This is a genomic window from Ruegeria sp. O5, assembly GCF_056535105.1.
Map to the genome: position 1 here is coordinate 44,668 of NZ_JBQERN010000004.1, position 16,558 is coordinate 61,225.

18 protein-coding genes and 1 tRNA gene are annotated in these 16,558 nt (G+C 59.8%); 6 read left to right on the top strand and 13 right to left on the bottom strand.

The features are described from left to right. Positions 1-205: 205 nt before the first annotated feature. The 3 genes from ACR0M3_RS07875 to ACR0M3_RS07885 all read right to left on the bottom strand — a co-directional run bounded on the left by ACR0M3_RS07875 (position 206) and on the right by ACR0M3_RS07885 (position 1,092). A tRNA-Arg gene (locus tag ACR0M3_RS07875) sits at positions 206-282 on the bottom strand. 21 nt (positions 283-303) lie between these two features. Further along, positions 304-780, bottom strand: a complete 477-nt coding sequence (locus tag ACR0M3_RS07880) for a GNAT family N-acetyltransferase (protein WP_267366437.1) — start codon at positions 778-780, stop codon at positions 304-306. Then, a complete protein-coding gene (locus ACR0M3_RS07885; RefSeq protein ID WP_209507877.1) occupies positions 781-1,092 on the bottom strand; it encodes an ETC complex I subunit in 312 nt (103 codons plus the stop codon). Between the two features lie 270 nt (positions 1,093-1,362). Between ACR0M3_RS07885 and uvrB the strand changes: the two genes are divergently transcribed. Both uvrB and ACR0M3_RS07895 read left to right on the top strand, forming a co-directional pair. Then, positions 1,363-3,549, top strand: coding sequence for an excinuclease ABC subunit UvrB (uvrB, locus tag ACR0M3_RS07890; protein ID WP_480899321.1), 2,187 nt, complete (start codon positions 1,363-1,365; stop codon positions 3,547-3,549). A gap of 79 nt (positions 3,550-3,628) precedes the next feature. Continuing rightward, entirely contained in the window at positions 3,629-4,279 is a 651-nt protein-coding gene (locus ACR0M3_RS07895) for a hypothetical protein (RefSeq protein ID WP_480910158.1), read from the top strand. 178 nt (positions 4,280-4,457) lie between these two features. Here the strand turns inward: ACR0M3_RS07895 and ACR0M3_RS07900 are convergent, their stop codons facing one another. Beyond that, complete coding sequence (locus tag ACR0M3_RS07900) at positions 4,458-4,748, bottom strand: antibiotic biosynthesis monooxygenase family protein (RefSeq protein WP_209507883.1); 291 nt, start codon at positions 4,746-4,748, stop codon at positions 4,458-4,460. Positions 4,749-5,004: 256 nt separating this feature from the next. On the opposite strand from ACR0M3_RS07900, the gene ACR0M3_RS07905 reads away from it, so the two are divergent. Further along, the gene (locus ACR0M3_RS07905; RefSeq protein ID WP_480910160.1) at positions 5,005-5,796 is read left to right on the top strand and encodes a formate/nitrite transporter family protein; all 792 of its coding nucleotides are present in this window, start codon (positions 5,005-5,007) and stop codon (positions 5,794-5,796) included. A 111-nt stretch (positions 5,797-5,907) separates the two neighbouring features. Further along, on the top strand, positions 5,908-6,615 hold the full coding sequence (locus tag ACR0M3_RS07910) for an ORF6N domain-containing protein (protein WP_480910161.1): 708 nt from the start codon (positions 5,908-5,910) through the stop codon (positions 6,613-6,615). Positions 6,616-6,636: 21 nt separating this feature from the next. Here the strand turns inward: ACR0M3_RS07910 and ACR0M3_RS07915 are convergent, their stop codons facing one another. The 6 genes from ACR0M3_RS07915 to ACR0M3_RS07940 form a co-directional block, all read right to left on the bottom strand. Continuing rightward, the gene (locus tag ACR0M3_RS07915) at positions 6,637-7,065 is read right to left on the bottom strand and encodes an excalibur calcium-binding domain-containing protein (protein WP_209507889.1); all 429 of its coding nucleotides are present in this window, start codon (positions 7,063-7,065) and stop codon (positions 6,637-6,639) included. 132 nt (positions 7,066-7,197) lie between these two features. Then, positions 7,198-7,605: a universal stress protein gene (locus tag ACR0M3_RS07920; RefSeq protein ID WP_209507891.1), complete on the bottom strand. Its 408-nt coding sequence runs from the start codon at positions 7,603-7,605 to the stop codon at positions 7,198-7,200. 64 nt (positions 7,606-7,669) lie between these two features. After that, positions 7,670-7,996: an antibiotic biosynthesis monooxygenase family protein gene (locus tag ACR0M3_RS07925; RefSeq protein WP_209507893.1), complete on the bottom strand. Its 327-nt coding sequence runs from the start codon at positions 7,994-7,996 to the stop codon at positions 7,670-7,672. Positions 7,997-8,137: 141 nt separating this feature from the next. Further along, positions 8,138-10,426, bottom strand: a complete 2,289-nt coding sequence (locus ACR0M3_RS07930) for a glycosyl hydrolase family 28-related protein (RefSeq protein ID WP_480910163.1) — start codon at positions 10,424-10,426, stop codon at positions 8,138-8,140. Between the two features lie 138 nt (positions 10,427-10,564). Further along, entirely contained in the window at positions 10,565-10,966 is a 402-nt protein-coding gene (locus tag ACR0M3_RS07935) for a DUF4864 domain-containing protein (RefSeq protein ID WP_480910164.1), read from the bottom strand. A gap of 48 nt (positions 10,967-11,014) precedes the next feature. After that, positions 11,015-12,589 carry a lysine--tRNA ligase gene (locus tag ACR0M3_RS07940; RefSeq protein ID WP_480486734.1) on the bottom strand — a complete coding sequence of 525 codons (1,575 nt, stop codon included), beginning with the start codon at positions 12,587-12,589 and terminating at the stop codon, positions 11,015-11,017. Positions 12,590-12,799: 210 nt separating this feature from the next. Between ACR0M3_RS07940 and ACR0M3_RS07945 the strand changes: the two genes are divergently transcribed. Both ACR0M3_RS07945 and ACR0M3_RS07950 read left to right on the top strand, forming a co-directional pair. After that, positions 12,800-13,285 carry a hypothetical protein gene (locus ACR0M3_RS07945; RefSeq protein ID WP_480483275.1) on the top strand — a complete coding sequence of 162 codons (486 nt, stop codon included), beginning with the start codon at positions 12,800-12,802 and terminating at the stop codon, positions 13,283-13,285. A gap of 118 nt (positions 13,286-13,403) precedes the next feature. Then, entirely contained in the window at positions 13,404-13,826 is a 423-nt protein-coding gene (locus tag ACR0M3_RS07950) for a tellurite resistance TerB family protein (RefSeq protein ID WP_209507905.1), read from the top strand. A gap of 26 nt (positions 13,827-13,852) precedes the next feature. Here ACR0M3_RS07950 and dacB read toward each other — a convergent pair whose 3' ends face one another. The 3 genes from dacB to ACR0M3_RS07965 all read right to left on the bottom strand — a co-directional run bounded on the left by dacB (position 13,853) and on the right by ACR0M3_RS07965 (position 16,518). Continuing rightward, positions 13,853-15,331, bottom strand: a complete 1,479-nt coding sequence (gene dacB / locus ACR0M3_RS07955; protein ID WP_480558890.1) for a D-alanyl-D-alanine carboxypeptidase/D-alanyl-D-alanine endopeptidase — start codon at positions 15,329-15,331, stop codon at positions 13,853-13,855. Between the two features lie 66 nt (positions 15,332-15,397). Then, positions 15,398-16,018 (bottom strand): nicotinate-nucleotide adenylyltransferase, encoded by a 621-nt coding sequence (locus ACR0M3_RS07960; RefSeq protein ID WP_480910166.1) that lies wholly within the window; start codon positions 16,016-16,018, stop codon positions 15,398-15,400. 32 nt (positions 16,019-16,050) lie between these two features. Beyond that, the gene (locus ACR0M3_RS07965; protein ID WP_480910168.1) at positions 16,051-16,518 is read right to left on the bottom strand and encodes an MOSC domain-containing protein; all 468 of its coding nucleotides are present in this window, start codon (positions 16,516-16,518) and stop codon (positions 16,051-16,053) included. Between the last annotated feature and the right edge of the window lie 40 nt (positions 16,519-16,558).

Genomic DNA, 16,558 nt, shown 5'->3' on the forward strand with positions numbered 1-16,558 from the left:
TGCCAACCTACGGGAATCCCCCAATATCGCCGCACGGTGAATCACGTTAGATTGTACGTAAGGAACACATACTACCACTCTGTGACCCCCTTAGAGGGGCTGGCATGACCCCCTCGTCCAGCCCCTCATACCACACCAAACAGCCACAAGATCACGACGCGCCGACCAAAGCAGGCGCATGTCCGGTATAGATCTGGTTTGCAAATGGCGATCCCTGAAGGACTCGAACCCTCAACCTGCTGATTAGAAGTCAGCTGCTCTATCCAGTTGAGCTAAGGGACCGCTGCGCCCTTCTTGCGGTTTTTACCCGCGGGGTTCAAGAGGCAAGCGCATGAATGCGCTGTTGGGATCATCAACATATCCAAAGATAGGCCCGCAATAGGAATATCCCAGCGACTCATACAGCTTGCGGGCGGCATCATATTCGCGAAGATGGCTCGCCCCGGTCTCAAGAACCAAAGCCTCGCACCCCTCTGCGCCGGCCTGTTCAGCCAGATGCACCATCAGCACGCGCGCCAGCCCGCGCCCTCTTGCCTGCGCCAGAATATGCACTGATTTTACTTCGGCGGTTCCATCGGGCAGCGCTTTCAGCGCACCGCATCCCAATGGCTGCTGTCCGTCAAAAATGGCCCAGAACCGCACCCCCGGCCCGGCCAAGGCTTCAGCATCCATCGTGTGGTTGCTTTCCGCGGGTCCCGCGGTTTCACCATGGGCAAAATGCGCATCGACAATCGGGCGCAATACGTCCGATGTCGGGTCAGCCTCTCGGATTTCGATCATTCAGTGCGTCCAGGGGCCGCGCCGGTCGGTTGCGAAATTCTCGCCATAGCCCCGCGCGCGCAGATTGGGTTTGCGCTTGTGCGGCTCGCTGACTTGCGCATCGATACCGTGGGCCTTGGCATAATCCAGCGCCTCTTCCCGCGTGTCGAACTTCAGGCGTACCTGAGCCTGCGTGTCACTGGACGACGTCCAGCCCATCAGCGGATCAACCTCGCGCGCCGAGGCCGGGGCGTATTCCAGAACCCATTTGCGGGTCTTGGCCATCCCCGAGGTCATCGCATTTCTTGCGGGCTGGTAAATCCGTGCGCGCATGTCGCCTCTCCGTACTCACTTGGCTGAGCCCGTTTATGCGTCAGAGCGCGCCCGGGGGCAAGATTGCAATTGTCGCGGCCCTCGCCCGCGAACTCATGCCAGAAACTGTCATCAGGCTAGGATAAGGTCGCGCCAAACAAACGCAAGAACAATACAACGACTCACCCATCGCACGGCCTCAGACCGCATAGCGCGCAATGAATCCGGATCGGCCCTTGCAGTTGGACAAAATAAGAACAAATGTAAGGGCCTGATGCCCGGAGCCTGCCTATGCCATACGCCCATTCCGACAAGACCCAACTGACCACCGAAGACGTGCGCGCGCGCCTGAAACTGGAAGGCGGCAAGCAATTCGTGATGCATACCGAATTCAACCCGGCGGGCGATCAGCCCACGGCGATCAAGGAACTGGCGGGCGGCGTGCTGGACGGGGAACGCGATCAGGTGCTGCTGGGCGCGACCGGAACGGGCAAGACCTTCACCATGGCCAAGGTGATCGAGGAAACCCAGCGCCCCGCCATCATCCTGGCCCCCAACAAAACGCTCGCCGCGCAGCTATACGGTGAATTCAAGGGCTTCTTCCCCGAAAACTCGGTGGAATATTTCGTGTCCTATTACGACTATTACCAACCCGAAGCCTATGTGCCGCGCTCTGACACCTACATAGAAAAAGAATCCCAGATCAACGAACAGATCGACCGGATGCGCCACTCGGCCACGCGGGCGTTGCTGGAACGCGATGACGTGATCATCGTCGCCTCGGTCAGCTGCATCTACGGTATCGGCTCGGTCGAAACCTACGGGGCGATGACGCAGGATCTGAAGGTCGGTCACGAATACGACCAGCGGCAGGTGATGGCCGATCTGGTGGCCCAGCAATACCGCCGTAACGATCAGGGGTTTCAGCGCGGCTCGTTCCGGGTGCGGGGCGACAGTTTGGAAATCTGGCCCGCCCACCTCGAAGACCGCGCCTGGAAACTGTCCTTCTTCGGCGAGGAACTGGAACAGGTCACCGAATTCGACCCGTTGACCGGCGAAAAAACCGACACGATGGACCATATCCGGGTCTATGCGAACTCCCACTACGTGACGCCGAAACCGACGATGCAGCAGGCCATCATCGGGATCAAAAAAGAACTGCGGACGCGCCTCGACCAGCTGGTCGGCGAAGGCAAACTGCTCGAGGCGCAGCGGCTGGAACAGCGCACCAATTTCGATCTGGAAATGCTCGAGGCCACCGGCGTCTGCAACGGGATCGAGAACTATTCGCGCTATCTGACCGGCCGCGCGCCGGGCGAGCCGCCCCCGACCCTGTTCGAATTCATCCCCGACAACGCCATTGTCTTTGCCGACGAATCCCATGTCAGCGTGCCGCAGATCGGCGGCATGTACCGGGGCGACTACCGGCGCAAGTTCACGCTGGCCGAACACGGGTTCCGCCTGCCGTCCTGCATGGACAACCGGCCCCTGAAGTTCGAGGAATGGGATGCCATGCGCCCGCAATCCGTCTTCGTCTCGGCCACCCCCGCCGCGTGGGAGCTGGACCAGACCGGCGGCGTCTTCACCGAACAGGTGATCCGCCCCACCGGCCTGCTGGACCCGCAGGTCGAAATCCGCCCCGTGTCGATGCAGGTCGACGACCTGCTGGACGAGGTGCGCAAGGTCGCCGCCGATGGCTATCGCACATTGGTCACGACGCTGACCAAACGCATGGCCGAGGATCTGACCGAATACCTGCACGAACAGGGTATCAAGGTGCGCTACATGCATTCCGATATCGACACGCTGGAACGGATCGAGATTTTGCGCGACCTGCGTCTGGGCGCGTTCGACGTGCTGGTCGGCATCAACCTGCTGCGTGAAGGGCTCGACATTCCCGAATGTGGGCTGGTCGCCATTCTGGACGCCGACAAGGAAGGCTTTCTGCGGTCCGAGACCTCGCTGGTCCAGACCATCGGCCGCGCCGCGCGCAACGCCGATGGCCGGGTGATCATGTATGCCGACAAGATCACCGGTTCGATGGAACGCGCGCTGGCCGAAACCGACCGCCGCCGCGCCAAGCAGATGGCCTATAACGAGGAACACGGCATCACGCCCGCGACCGTGAAAAAGAATGTCGAGGATGTTCTGGCCGGGCTTTATGAGGGCGACGTGGACATGAACCGCGTCACCGCCACCATCGACAAACCGATGCACGGTGCCAATCTCGAGGCGCACCTGAACGGGCTGCGCGACCAGATGCGCAAAGCCGCCGAGAACCTGGAATTCGAAGAGGCCGCTAACATCCGCGATGAAATCAAACGCCTGGAAGCGGTCGATCTGGCCATCGCCGACGACCCCATGGCCCGCCAATGGGCGGTCGAGAAAGCCTCGGAAGATGCCGTGAAATCGCGTGGGCGGTCTACGGCTGGACGGCCGGGGCAAAGGGGTGGGAATGTTAAGCGGCGGAAGAGGTAGGTTAAAACGCAACTGACGGTTGCAATTTGCCTCAAAGCAGGAAATCTATCTTCTTAGACAATCGGTTTAGGAAAGTTTTTTGATCACGCTTCTTATTGTAGTTGGACTGCTCGGAACAATTTCACTCCTAGCAATGGTTTGGGTATGGGTAAGTGTGCTCGCAGGATGGCGCGAAGCGTCGCCCGGCAGAAGTATATCAATGCTATGGTTCGTGCTCCTTTTGATGATCATCTGGGGACTTGGAGTAGATTCGAGCTTTAGCGGCTTACGAATGCTGGCGCTCGCTGTATGGCCCGCCTCAATCCTATTTTTACTGGGAGATGCTTTAACCGCGAGACTTTTTGTTTTTTTCTTTGCGGCGTTGATTTTACTGTTTTTGGTGGCCGCAGCCGCTGCGATCATGCCGGGCAAGGCAAAAATACCGACTATTATTGTTGGCGCAATGCTTACAGTGATAGGTCCGGTCGCGTTGCAAAGCCTGCAAGTGCAATGGCAAATGAAAAGATACGCGAAAGCATCCGAGTTACGCATCATAGAACGTTCGTCTTTGTTCAAGTCCATTCGAGAACGCTCCGACGGTTACCAGTCCCCACATGGCGTCGCGTGTAACAGCGAGAATTGGCCGTTTCTTTGGAGTTATCGGCACAGAGACTGGATCGCACTGCCGTCCAACACCCGTTACGGCGGTGATACTAAGGAAAGAGTTATGAGCGTTTGCCTGAGTAGGTAAGTCACATCCCACACTCCACCCTTGCAGCCCAGCGCGCACTGCTCCACGTTTGAATTCACAAATTGTGTTTCCAAGCGGTTGCCATGACGAACCCGAACACCCTGGCCAGACCACATGAGGTCCAAATCGCTGTTCTCTCCAAATAAAAGAAAGGGCGGGTCTATCCCCGCCCTAACCGCTACCCCTTATCCCAATGGGCAATCACGTCGTACCCAACCGGCGTCGGTGGGCCTTCCATGAATTCGGCGAAATGGCCCCACAACTCGGCCACTTTGGGTGCGTTTGCGTTCGAGGTCGCCTCGCTTTCGACCACCGAGATCACATAGCCTGAACCATCCTCGTTCATCACGTTGGTAAAGCTGTGCATGCCGGGCATACCCATGATGTCGGATTTCAATTCATTCATCTTCGCCGTCGCCGCCTCGCGCGTACCGGGCTTCATTTTGTATTGGGTAATTCGTGCAAACATCACTTTCCTCCGTCGTCTGGCAAAATTGCCATGTAACACGGCCGGAACGGCCCCGCCGCGCGTACTCTAGCACGGCAGTCCGAAATCTCGCATTGATACCGGCGATTTGCGCCGATTTTCAACCATACACCGCACTGCATCCGGGTGGCTGTCCCTTCAGGGTTGCAGCCTCGCCCCCAGTGCGGTTGTTTTTGCACCGATGGATGCTTGATCCCAATCAATGTCGAAACGCGAATGCGTCGGCAAAGTGGGTCCCATGCAAACACAGAACCCAACCGGAATTGACGCCTACAAACCAGCCCAGATCGCCGAGCTGGTTGAAACCGCTGGCGTTGCCAAGGCACATCTCACGGTCGGTCAGACGCTGACTCTGGCGATACTCGCGGGCGTGTTCATCGGTTTCGGCGCGGCCGCCTTCACCATGGTCATGACCGGCGTTGACCCCGGATTCGGACCGGCCCGGTTTCTGGGTGGTGTCGTGTTCTCGCTGGGCCTGATCCTTGTGATCGTCGGCGGGGCCGAGCTGTTCACTGGAAATGCCCTGATGACTATCGCGGCGGTGGACCGGAAAATCTCGCCGCGCGCCCTGCTGCGCAACTGGGGCCTCGTGTACCTTGGGAACTTGGTCGGGTCTATCGCGCTGGCTCTGGCCTTCGCTGCAACCGGCTTGTTTGACGGGCCCATGGGGGCCACCGCATCAGCAATCGCAAATGGCAAGGCCGACCTCTCTGCCACCCAGGCGTTTGCGCGCGGCGTTCTGTGCAACGCGTTGGTCTGCCTTGCCGTCTGGCTGAGCTTCGCGGCCAGAACAGCGGCGGGCAAGATCATGGCGGTACTCTGGCCCATAGCGGCGTTTGTCCTCTTGGGGCTCGAACATTCGGTCGCCAATATGTACCTGCTGCCGCAGGGCGCGCTTGCCGGTGCCGATTTCGGTTTGGGCGCGGCCATGGGCAACCTGTTCTGGGTCACGATCGGCAATATTGTCGGCGGCGCAGGCGGCGTCGCGCTTGCCTATCGCTTTGCCTATCTGCGCAAGATACCCCAATGAACACGCCGACCATTTGATCGGGGACGCGGCAAACCCCGGCATTTCAAACTTGCACCCCGCTCCACCCTCCTCCACGTTTGAAATCACAAATTGTGATTCCAAACGGCTGCCATGACGAACCCGAAAAACCTGCCCAGCGCGCATGAGGTGCAAAACGCCATTCACAGGGTGCGCGGCACCCGTGTGGTGCTGGCCGAGGATCTGGCACAGTTCTACGGAAAATCCGTCAGCGCCTTCAATCAGGCCGTCTCGCGCAACACCGACCTGTTCGAAGGCTACCGCTTTCAGCTGACTGATGCCGAGGTCGCTGATTTGCAATCACAGGATGTGATTTCAAAACCCAAAGGCCGCGGCGGGCGGAGGGTCAACCCGTGGGTCTATACCGATTACGGCGTGGCCATCGCCTCGGCCCTGTTCAAGGACCCGCGCGCGATCAAGATCACGCGGATGATCACCGAAGCCTTTGTCGATGGCGCGAACGCCCTGGCCGAAACTCCACGCAACCTGCCGGAAATCCTGCCCCCCGAACAGACTCCCGCCCCGCTGCTGCCCAATGGCGACCAACTGCGTGAACTGGCTGAAAACATCCTCGATTCCGGCCAGCAGAGCCTTGTCGATTACATCGCCAACCCAACCACCAAGCGCCAACAGGCCGTGGCGGTGATCATGAAGACGCTGGCCGAAACCGCCGGGGAAGAGGTCCGCACTCAACAGGAACGCCTGCGCCTGCGTATCGCCGAACGGCTGGCCACCGGCGATTATGCCAGTGACGACGATCGCAAAGGGTTGTTGGAATTGCTACAGGCGATGAAAGGCTAGCCCCTTCCCGCCCCCCGAAAATCAGGGGCGCACGAACTTGGCGCTTCCCACCGACCGTTCGCGCGGCTTTGGCTGGTCCTGCGCCTGCACGGTGGTCGCGCGTGGCAGCTCCAGCTCGGCATACCCGCAGGCCACCCCGTCACCATCCGGGTCGTTGCGCTCATGATATCCCGGCTGCCCAGCGCGGAACGGACCGATCCCCATGGCCTGTGTCGCATCACACCCCGCCAGCGCGATCAGGTGGATCACCGCCTCGTCCCGCTCATAGCCCGAGGTGCGCAGAAAGACGCCCGTGGCAATCAGCACGGTCGTCAGCGGCAGCAGCAGAACCATGATCAGGATTCGCAGCGGGGACAGCGCCTGCCGCCGCGCCGCCTCGGCGCGCTGGTGTCGTCTGGCCGAGCGCGGGTTCAGATCAGGTGCTTCCTGCGAGGGTTTCTTGAACAACATGCCCCGACCCATAAGGGCAATATGTGGCAAAGCCGAGGCAACACAGTTCCACCGGGTTCAAAAAATCTGGCCCGGCCCAAAACCACCGCCCGCACAGGCACAATTTTGCTTACTGCCGGTGATGTCCGACCGTTACCGGACCACATGTACCGCGCAAGGGGCGTGGCGTACGATATGGGACGCGGTTGACCCCAGCAGCAGATCCTGCATCCCCGGCCGGTGCGAGGCCACGATGATCAGGTCCGGGTGATGCGCCTCGGCCCAATCCAGAATGGTCCGGCCGGAGTGCCCTTCGACCACCACGCCCGTGGCATTCGGCAATTGCGACGCCAGCGTATCAAGCTCTGACTGAATCGCCTTTCGGGCCTCGGACAGATATTCCGCCGGCATGTACGAGATTGCATAATTCGGAATATGCTCAACCACATGCAGCAATGTGACCTGCGCGTCCGGCGTGGCCAGAACCCGGGCCAGTTTCAACGGCCCGGACGTATCTCTTTCGGCATCGAAAGAGATCGGAACGAGAATGTTGTGATACATAGCATGCGCCTCCGTTTTGCAGACTTACTTTGAAACAGACATGCACCGCAGGCTTTGATTCAGGTCAGGTAGAGCCAAATGTCTCTGCAACGTCATACATGACCGGCTCAAAGCTCTTGCACAGCTCGTTGATCTTGCGGTTGCGGTCGCGCATCTCGGGGGTCCGCAGCATGGCCAGGAAATCCTCGCGACGTTGCCATTGCGAATAGTTGGCAATCCGGGTTTGCGCATCATTCACATGAAGCCCCGCAGAAACAAAGCCGGGCTGCTTCGAGATGAACTCGGAATAGGCGTCGGTCAGCGCTTCCAAAAGGTCCTGACAGGTGCCGGGCGTCATTTCAAACGTGGTGATAACTGTCTGAACACTGGCGTTTTTGGCGATTTTCGGCATCGGGATTCTCCATTTCTTTACCCAAGCCTAGCACATCAGATTGAAACGTCGCCTATTTCCTTGCCGATGCGCCAATCGGCGCTTTTCTGCGCCCGTTTGTCAGGCGGCTGGCCACCCCGGAATGGGCGGCCAGCCGCTGTTTCAACGCTCCATTCGCATCGTGACCGAGACTTCGCCTTTCAGGTGATCCGGCCAGCGCAGAATAAGGCTGTCGCCACTGACCCCCTGTTCGGTCAGAACATGAGGGGCCGAATAGACAAGGTTGTTGAACACCCCGGTCAGCGACCCGATGGCAGTGACCCCGTCGCAGCCGCGCGCCTTGCCGCCAAATGGCAATTCCCCGTTTGCCGAAACCGCCCAGATGTTCGCAACCGAGTTCTGCTGGCTGCGGACGCGCAGCGGGTTCGAGGATCTCTTGCCAATCCCGTGATAGGTATTGTTGTGGTAGGTCACGTTCGAATGCCTGTTATTGTCCAGATCGGCAAAAGACGTATCGACCCGTTCCGCCCGCTCAATCGAACCGCTGGTGGCACGGAACTTGTTGCCGGTCACCGTCACGCCATTCAGGTAATGGCCAGCGCCATAGGGGCGGATGATGATATAACTGAACCAGGCCGGTGCATCGCTTGAGAAAAAGATATTGTCCGTGATGCTCATCGAACTGAACGAGAAACCATTGGTATAATTCGGCGCCGCATCGCGTTCGTTGGTCCATTCGATAAAGCAGTTGTCGACATAGTTCTCGGCAATGGTCGAAGTGTTGTAGGTGCCGATCATGATCAGCCCCGCGGTACGGACCCCCTGCGGGATGCCGTCGCCCTGAAAGAAATGGTTGCCCAGAACCAAATTAGTACCGCCGCCCAGAACGGCAAAATGCTTGAACCGCACCGCCTGATTGTGACGCAGCTTCACATCGTTCGAGTTGGTGTTCAGCCCGATGGAATTCCGGTCCGTCACGTCAAGCGCTTCTTCTGAGGACAGGAACTGGCAATTGTCGATCAGCAGCCCCTTGCACCCCGTCGCGGTCGAGGTCAGGCCCCGATCCTTCGGGCGACTGATAAAACAGTCTTTCAACGAAAACGTACTGCCCGAGGCCGCCAGACGAATACCGCTGCACCGGCTGTTGCACTGAAACTCGATCTGTTCCATGCCGAATTTCCGCAACGTATCGAAACCGCTGAAATCCAGCAGGTATTTGAACGACTGAAAGGTAAAGGTCTGGGTACCGGCGGCGTCATAGATGGGTGCACTCAGGGTTATCTCACCGGCACCTATGTTTTTCGAGCGCACGTAAACCTCACGCCCGACACCACTGCCTTCAACCAGCGATCCTACCGGAATATTGGCCACATTGGCGACATTGGTCAGGCGTGTCTTGTCCAAGGGGTCATAAGTAGCGACAGAGGTGAAGGTTTCGGTGTCCCAGGCGGTACCGCTTTTGGCATCGAACTGCCCGTTGCGGATCACGCGGCGCGTGGAAAAGCCGCTTTGCTTGTTGGGAACCGCAGCGGCCATGTCGATCGGCGCGGAAACGGAAATCTTGCGCCCGCCCAGATCCAGCGAGTCATGATCCGAATTGTTCAGCAGCGCCTGAAACGCCTTCTTGAAGGCCAACTCCTCATCTCCGAACGCCTCAATATATGCGGGCAGATGGAAATCCTTGGTCAGCAACAGCATCTTGTCATCCGGCATGGTGACGGTGCCTTCGAATTCAATCTCCGCATCGATGCTGGTGTTTTCCGCAAGGTGATAGATGCCTTGCGGAACAAAGACCCGGCGGCCACCGGCCGCCTGATCCGCCGCCTCAAACGCAACCGAGTCATCCGTCACACCATCACCAACGGCACCAAAGTCGCGCACATCGACCAGGCTGATCATCTCGCGCAGAAAGAACCCGGTGACATCGGTGATCTCAAGATCATCGACACGCACCAGCGCGCCGTTGGCCCCTTCGATATCCAGGCCGAAATGCCCGTAAAGGGCGGCAAGCCCCCAGGGCATGTCCACGCCCGGGCGCTGGCCGGTGCCGACAATCGCGGTGATCTCGTGAACCGTGCCATAGCCCGACAGCTGGGTGGCAGGCCCCTGTTCCACAACACCGGCCACATGCACATCACCCGCGCCACCGGCCCAGGCTGCAATGCGCACCGACGGCAACGGGCCACTGATCGCCTTGACCCGGGCTTTGATCTGCAAATAGCAACCGGGCAGGATCGGCGTTTGCCCCATGTAACGCAGTTGCTGCGTTGTGTTGACCTTCAGGATCTCAAGACAACCGGCAAAATCCGCATCCGCCGGAACAAACACGCCCGTGCCGGACCCGCCATATGTGGGCGACCCGGGCGTTCCGTCCCCCGCAGACCAGACCGTCAGACCATTCGCGAATTGAGGCGGCATGAACACGATGCCGTCGGTGATTGCCTTGTTCATTGAAAACCCTTTCCCAATCGCGTCGCGCAAATCCGGCGACGCGTTCAAACCCCGTGTTCAGGTCCGCCCCGAACGCGACAGTCTGGATATCGAAAAGGAATTAACCACGGCTCATATCACCGTGACGGTGGTGTTGCCTCAGGCCGCAGGGTCAGCGGCACCCAACAGTTGCACCCCGTTGATCTTCCAGCCTTCCGTCAGCGGGATCATCTGATAGTCCAGAAGATGCACCCACCCGTTACCGTCCGTAATCATCACCTTCTGCCACAGCACGCCATCAACCTCGCGCAGTTCCAGAAAACGCACATCGGCAGGACGCCAGACCATGGGATAGCCGTTGCGCACCATCGCGCCGAAATTGTCGGGGTTTCGGAACAGACGCTGGATGCTGGGGCTGGCAAAGGTGAAGGCGGTCGCAAAGTCATCCGCCCGGAAGGCCTGTATCTGCGCCGCGATATTGGCCTCGATCTCGGCACTCTGCGCAAATGCGCCCGACGCCAGCCCGGCGCTCAGGGATAATGCAAGCAGTAGTCGACGCATGGGGCCACCTCCTGTGCCAAGGATAGCCCCATGCCGGTTCAGGTCAAATCAGACCAGCTCTCCGGCCAGTGCCTTGTCGATCAGCGCGATGGTCTCGGGCACGCCGTAAAGCGCGATAAAACCCCCGAAGCGCGGCCCTTGCGAGGCCCCCAGCAGCACCTCATAAAGCGCCGAGAACCATCCTTTCATTGGATCAAACCGCTCGCGGCCGATGGCATAGACCACCGATTGCAACGCTTCATCCTCGGTCGGGCCATCATACGCCTCAAGCGCCGCTTTCAGCGCTTCCAGCGCCTCGCGCTCCTGATCCGTCGGCGCGCGATGCTTGCGCGTCGGCTTGACGAAATCGTTGAAGTACCGCACGGCGAAACCAGCAGCCTTGTCCAGATCGGGATGGCTCTCTGCCGTTGCCTCGGGCGCATAGCGGCGAATAAAGCCCCACAGCGCCTCCTTGTCTTCGGCACCGGAAACCGATGCCAGATTCAGCAGCATCGCAAAGGGAACGATCAGGGTCGATTCCGGCACGTCGCCGCCGTGGATATGCCAGACCGGGTTGTTCAACTGCGCCTTCAGGTCCTGCCCCGGATAGGCGCGCAGCTGCTGATGATACTCATCATAGGCTTTCGGGATCACGTCGAAATGCATCCGCTTGGCCGTCTTGGGCTTTTGGTACATGAAATAAGCCAGCGACTCGGTCGGCGCATAGGTCAGCCATTCGTCAATCGAGACACCATTGCCCGACGATTTCGAAATCTTCTGTCCGTTCTCGTCCAGAAACAGCTCATAGCTGAAATGCTCGGGCGCGCGGCCACCCAAGGCCCGGCAGATCCCGTCATAGATCTTTTCGTTGGTCGCGTGTTCCTTGCCGTACATCTCGAAATCAACGCCCAGTGCCGCCCAGCGTGCCCCGAAATCCGGCTTCCATTGCAGCTTCACGTTGCCGCCGGTGACGGGAACGGTCCATTCCTTGCCGTCTTCATCATCGAAGGTGACGGTGTAGGTCTCGGCGCAGACTTTTTTCATCGGCACATACAGAACCCGCCCGGTTTCCGGGTGGATCGGCAGGAAGATCGAATAGGTCTGCTGGCGTTCTTCCCGCAGGCTTTTCAACATGATGGCCATCACGTCGTCATAGCGTTCAACCGCACGCTTCAGAATCTCGTCGAACTGGCCCGAGCGATAAAAGTCTCGCGCCGAATAGAACTCGTATTCAAACCCAAAGGTATCAAGGAACCGGCGCAGCATCGCGTTGTTGTGCTCGCCAAAGCTGTCATACTCGCCAAACGGATCAGGAACCGAGGTCAGCGGGCGCTGCAAATGCTCTTCCAACGCCTCGGGGTTCGGCACGTTACTGGGAACCTTGCGCATCCCGTCCAGATCGTCCGAAAAACAGATCAGCTTGGTCGGGATGTCCGACAGCGCCTCAAAGGCACGCTTGACCATCGTGGTCCGCGCCACCTCGCCGAACGTGCCGATATGCGGCAGGCCCGACGGGCCATATCCGGTTTCAAACAGCACATACCCCTTTTCCGGAGCACCTTTCTGATAGCGTTTGAGCAACCGGCGCGCCTCTTCAAAGGGCCAGGCCTTGGACGACATCGCGGTTTCGCGCAGTTCAGACATTTCAATGTGCTCCATTGGGGAAACGGTCGCGGCTGCACCACGCAACCCGACCGGCCCCTCCTATTGTGCCAGTGCAGCATGAGTCAATGACAGGCAACACTTTTCGCGATCCTGCGGCACCAGATCACTGGCGCCACCCCGCAAGGACTGTCAGTTTTCCCAATAGGCACACGACCCTTCTTCCTCCACGTCCAGGCGCGAAAGCAACTCATGTACAGAATGAAACCCGGTGTTAAGAAAGACCCCGAGCGCAGGTGGGCGCTTCCGGACCGTATATTCTTCGGCAATGGCGCCTGCCACATACTCGCTGGCGTCTATCTGAAGATGTCGCCTCTGCCCGGTTTTTATGCAGAAAGAATTGTCCCTGCCGAAGGGTTTGCCGGAAGCCACATCTACGTCACCAATGGCTTGCTCGCGTTCGATTGCCACGGGTATACGATCCGGAACCGGCTTGTCAGGTATTACACGAACAATTGGGCCGGCGAATATGATGAAGGGTGGAATTGCTGGCTGGAACTGGTGAATTTCGACCTTCTGAGTACCGCAGATCTGAATGCACGCAAGTTTCTTGGCCCCGACCAGTACAGATATGACCCGGTTGAGCGGGCACAGAACTATCTCGCACGGATTGACCACAAAAATGCTTCAGAGAAAACCATGCTCCGGCACCTCCGGGTTATGCCCGACCGGGGTTAAACAGAATTCCTAACCCCCAGAACCTGCTTTTCCGCCTCAAATCACGAGCTAGGTGTTGAACCTCACCGCCCCCCCTCATATCGTGCGCGATCAGAAACACCCAAGCAGGATGCCCCGAATGACCGAGCAAGTTCCCCACCCGATGTCCCCACAGGATTGCCTTGTGGCGATCATGGTTGCGATCTCGGCCTCCGACGAAACCATCCGAACCGCCGAGCTGGTCAAGATCGAGGTCGCCGTGAACATGTTGCCGGTTTTCGCCGGGTACGACATCGACCGGATGCGCCACGTGTCGCAGGTCGTGTTTGACCTGTTCGAACAGGAAGACGGGCTGGATGCGCTGTTTGGCCTGATCCGGGACAACCTGCCCGAACGCCTGAACGAAACGGCCTATGCCCTGGCCTGTGACGTCGCCGCCGCTGACGGAACGCTGGCCGAATCCGAACTGCGCCTGCTGGAAGAAATCCGGTACGAGCTGAACATCGACCGCCTGCACGCGGCCGCGATCGAGCGCGGGGCCCGGGCGCGCCACACCGTCTGACGCCCGCTTCAGGCCGGTTTCAGGTTTCAGCTTCCGTAAAGTGACCCCCAGCGCTCCAGCAAGGCGCGCTGCAATTTTCGTGATCTGCTGTTCCAGCTGCGTGCGCCATCCGGGCGCTCACGCTGCGCGCGTGGGATCGTTGCGCGATGGTCCACGTCGGCGGTGAATATCGCGAATGCCAGATCGACCCCGTCCGCAGTTGTCAGGAAACCACCCAACCCGGATACAAAGTTCAATGTCCCTGTCTTGGCATCAACCTTGATCGGGTGGTTCTTGACGGGCCGCCCGTTCCGGTCGGTCAGTGCAAAAGGTTTCATCAGGGGCCGCAACATCCCCGACTTCTGTGTTGCAACAAGGGCCGCAACCAAATCCGCCGGTACCATGCGCGAGGCATCGCTTAGTCCCGAATGATCGACCATGGCGATCCCGGTCACGCCGAAACGACTGGCGGCCCACCGGTTCATCTCGGCTGCCGATTCCGCCAGGGTGTGCGGGTCAACACCGCGCGCCCTGGTCGCGGCCAGCCCGACCATCTCGGCCGTCAGGTTGGTCGAGTATTTCAGCATCCCGCGCAGGACATGGTCCAAACTGTCGCTGCGATGCACCACAAGATCAACACCCCGCACGCTCTGGCGTGTCACCTGAACACGCTTCAAAACGATCCCGTTCGACCGCGCCAAGGTGCGAAACACATCGCCCGCGTACAAAGCGGGCTTGCGCACCGGCAACCAGCGGGCCCCGCCATTGCCCAACGCGCCCTTGGCCACGGTCCAGCGATCCTGCCGCGCGCTTGCCTGATAGGTATAGATCGGCAGGCTGCGATCCTCGACCCGCATGGCCGAGACATCCACCGCAGGCACATATCGCTCGCTGCGGGCATCCATGGTTATGTCATAGCCATTGCCTGCGCGTTTCCATTCAAAATGGACACGATTGAAGTTCAGGGAAATGCCGCTGACGGCCGGGCTATAGCCCACATGATCCGGCTGTTCGGGATCGATGCTGAACACATAAGGCAACGCCCCGTCATAAACCTTGAACGCGCCGCGCACTTCGATAATCCCGGCCTCGCGCAAATTGGCCGCCATCGCGGCCAGCGCATCCGTATCCAGCAGCGGGTCGCCGCCCCCAACCAGAATCAAATCGCCGTGCAGAACGCCCTTCTCGATCCGGCCATCCGCCACCAGCCGAGTCTCGAACCGGTGTTCCGGCCCCAGAACATCCAGCGCATAAAGCGCGGTCATTGCCTTTCCAACGCTGGCCGGGGGCAGACTTGCGCCCTCACCAAAAACTTCCAGTTGCGCCCCGGTCGCCACATCCGCAACCGCAAACACAACTTCGCCTTTCAGGCCTGCTGCGGCCACCAATCGCTCGGCACCGCTTAATATGACCCCACGCGCCTGCGGCCTCAGCGATACAAGCGGCGCCTGCGCAAGGCCCGCTGCCGGGATCAGGGACGCCCCCAATCCCCCCAGAAACAATCGACGTGAAAAACGACCAGCCATAGCCGAATTAAAATCCCACAGATCAAAAGCACACAACCACTGTGTTAGATTATGCGCCCGTTGGGGCTATTCCGGCAACACTTCTGCGCCCCATTCGCCACGTGTCCGGAGTTCGGTCGAACTGACATCGATCATCGGCACGTTCACGAAACACCAGGCCGGAGCCTGCGCCTGCCCCAAAAGGTGCCGCGCCTGCCCGTCAATCCGGTACTTCGCATAAACCCGCGCCGCAGGTGACATCCGGGCCGAGATCCGCTCACCCGGCCGCGCCACCACGCCCACCGGCACAGTGTCCATGATCAGCCGCCAGTCTTTCCAGCGATGAAACTGCGCCAGATTGTCCGCGCCCATCAGCCAGACAAACCGCACCTGCGGGTAAAGCCGCCTGAGCGCTGTCAGAGTGTCCGCCGTTGCCCGCGTGCCGACCAGCGCCTCGATATCCGTCACGTCGACCTTCGGATGCTGCATCACCCGCCGCGCCGCCACCATCCGCCGCGCGATCGGCGCAGGCCCCCGCTCTTTCAACGGATTGCCGGGTGACACCAGCCACCACACCCGATCCAGCCCAAAGGCCTTCATCGCCTCACGCGTCACATGCACATGGCCCTGATGCGGCGGATCGAATGACCCGCCGAACAACCCAACGACCTGCCCGGGCCGCGCGTAAGGGATGTCGTACCGCTCCATAACCTGCTGATGTTCAGAACCGGGCCGCGTTGTCAATCAATCGGTTGCACGGCGTCGCCAAGCGTAACCCGCCCCGGCCTGACAACTTCGGCACACCATCCCCCATGCCCCCGCACGGCAGAATAGCCGCCCTTGCCCAGCGCCTCTTCCATCCGGCTGCACGGCGCGCAGATCACGGTAAAGCGCAAAACAGCCTCGCCCACCTGCACCACGCGCCCCTTGAGCGCGGCAAGATTGATCCCCGAAACCACCAGATTGCGCCGCAGGGTTTCCGGGGCCACGGGTCCCCGCCCCAGATAAGACCCAATCGCCGCCAGATGCTCCTGCTGGATCAAAGAAACCGCCCGCTTGCCCGCACGGCCCCGGTCGCCTTCCAGCCCATCGGCCGAGACCACCGCCTCCCTCACCACCTCCACCCCAACCCGCCGCTCGGGCCGGACGCCTATCCATTCGACACGTCCTGGCTGCGCCCAGCCTGATATCAGTTCCGCCAGTTCCACTACTTCATGCCCCTCATACAGCCCGGCAAACCTAGCCCAT

Bases quoted from the DNA above. Each gene is read 5' to 3' on its own strand.
- ACR0M3_RS07880 (WP_267366437.1), bottom strand. From the start codon at position 780: ATGATCGAAATCCGAGAGGCTGACCCGACATCGGACGTATTGCGCCCG.
- ACR0M3_RS07885 (WP_209507877.1), bottom strand. From the start codon at position 1,092: ATGCGCGCACGGATTTACCAGCCCGCAAGAAATGCGATGACCTCGGGG.
- uvrB (WP_480899321.1), top strand. From the start codon at position 1,363: ATGCCATACGCCCATTCCGACAAGACCCAACTGACCACCGAAGACGTG.
- ACR0M3_RS07900 (WP_209507883.1), bottom strand. From the start codon at position 4,748: ATGTTTGCACGAATTACCCAATACAAAATGAAGCCCGGTACGCGCGAG.
- ACR0M3_RS07905 (WP_480910160.1), top strand. From the start codon at position 5,005: ATGCAAACACAGAACCCAACCGGAATTGACGCCTACAAACCAGCCCAG.
- ACR0M3_RS07910 (WP_480910161.1), top strand. From the start codon at position 5,908: ATGACGAACCCGAAAAACCTGCCCAGCGCGCATGAGGTGCAAAACGCC.
- ACR0M3_RS07915 (WP_209507889.1), bottom strand. From the start codon at position 7,065: ATGTTGTTCAAGAAACCCTCGCAGGAAGCACCTGATCTGAACCCGCGC.
- ACR0M3_RS07920 (WP_209507891.1), bottom strand. From the start codon at position 7,605: ATGTATCACAACATTCTCGTTCCGATCTCTTTCGATGCCGAAAGAGAT.
- ACR0M3_RS07925 (WP_209507893.1), bottom strand. From the start codon at position 7,996: ATGCCGAAAATCGCCAAAAACGCCAGTGTTCAGACAGTTATCACCACG.
- ACR0M3_RS07930 (WP_480910163.1), bottom strand. From the start codon at position 10,426: ATGAACAAGGCAATCACCGACGGCATCGTGTTCATGCCGCCTCAATTC.
- ACR0M3_RS07935 (WP_480910164.1), bottom strand. From the start codon at position 10,966: ATGCGTCGACTACTGCTTGCATTATCCCTGAGCGCCGGGCTGGCGTCG.
- ACR0M3_RS07940 (WP_480486734.1), bottom strand. From the start codon at position 12,589: ATGTCTGAACTGCGCGAAACCGCGATGTCGTCCAAGGCCTGGCCCTTT.
- ACR0M3_RS07945 (WP_480483275.1), top strand. From the start codon at position 12,800: ATGTACAGAATGAAACCCGGTGTTAAGAAAGACCCCGAGCGCAGGTGG.
- ACR0M3_RS07950 (WP_209507905.1), top strand. From the start codon at position 13,404: ATGACCGAGCAAGTTCCCCACCCGATGTCCCCACAGGATTGCCTTGTG.
- dacB (WP_480558890.1), bottom strand. From the start codon at position 15,331: ATGGCTGGTCGTTTTTCACGTCGATTGTTTCTGGGGGGATTGGGGGCG.
- ACR0M3_RS07960 (WP_480910166.1), bottom strand. From the start codon at position 16,018: ATGGAGCGGTACGACATCCCTTACGCGCGGCCCGGGCAGGTCGTTGGG.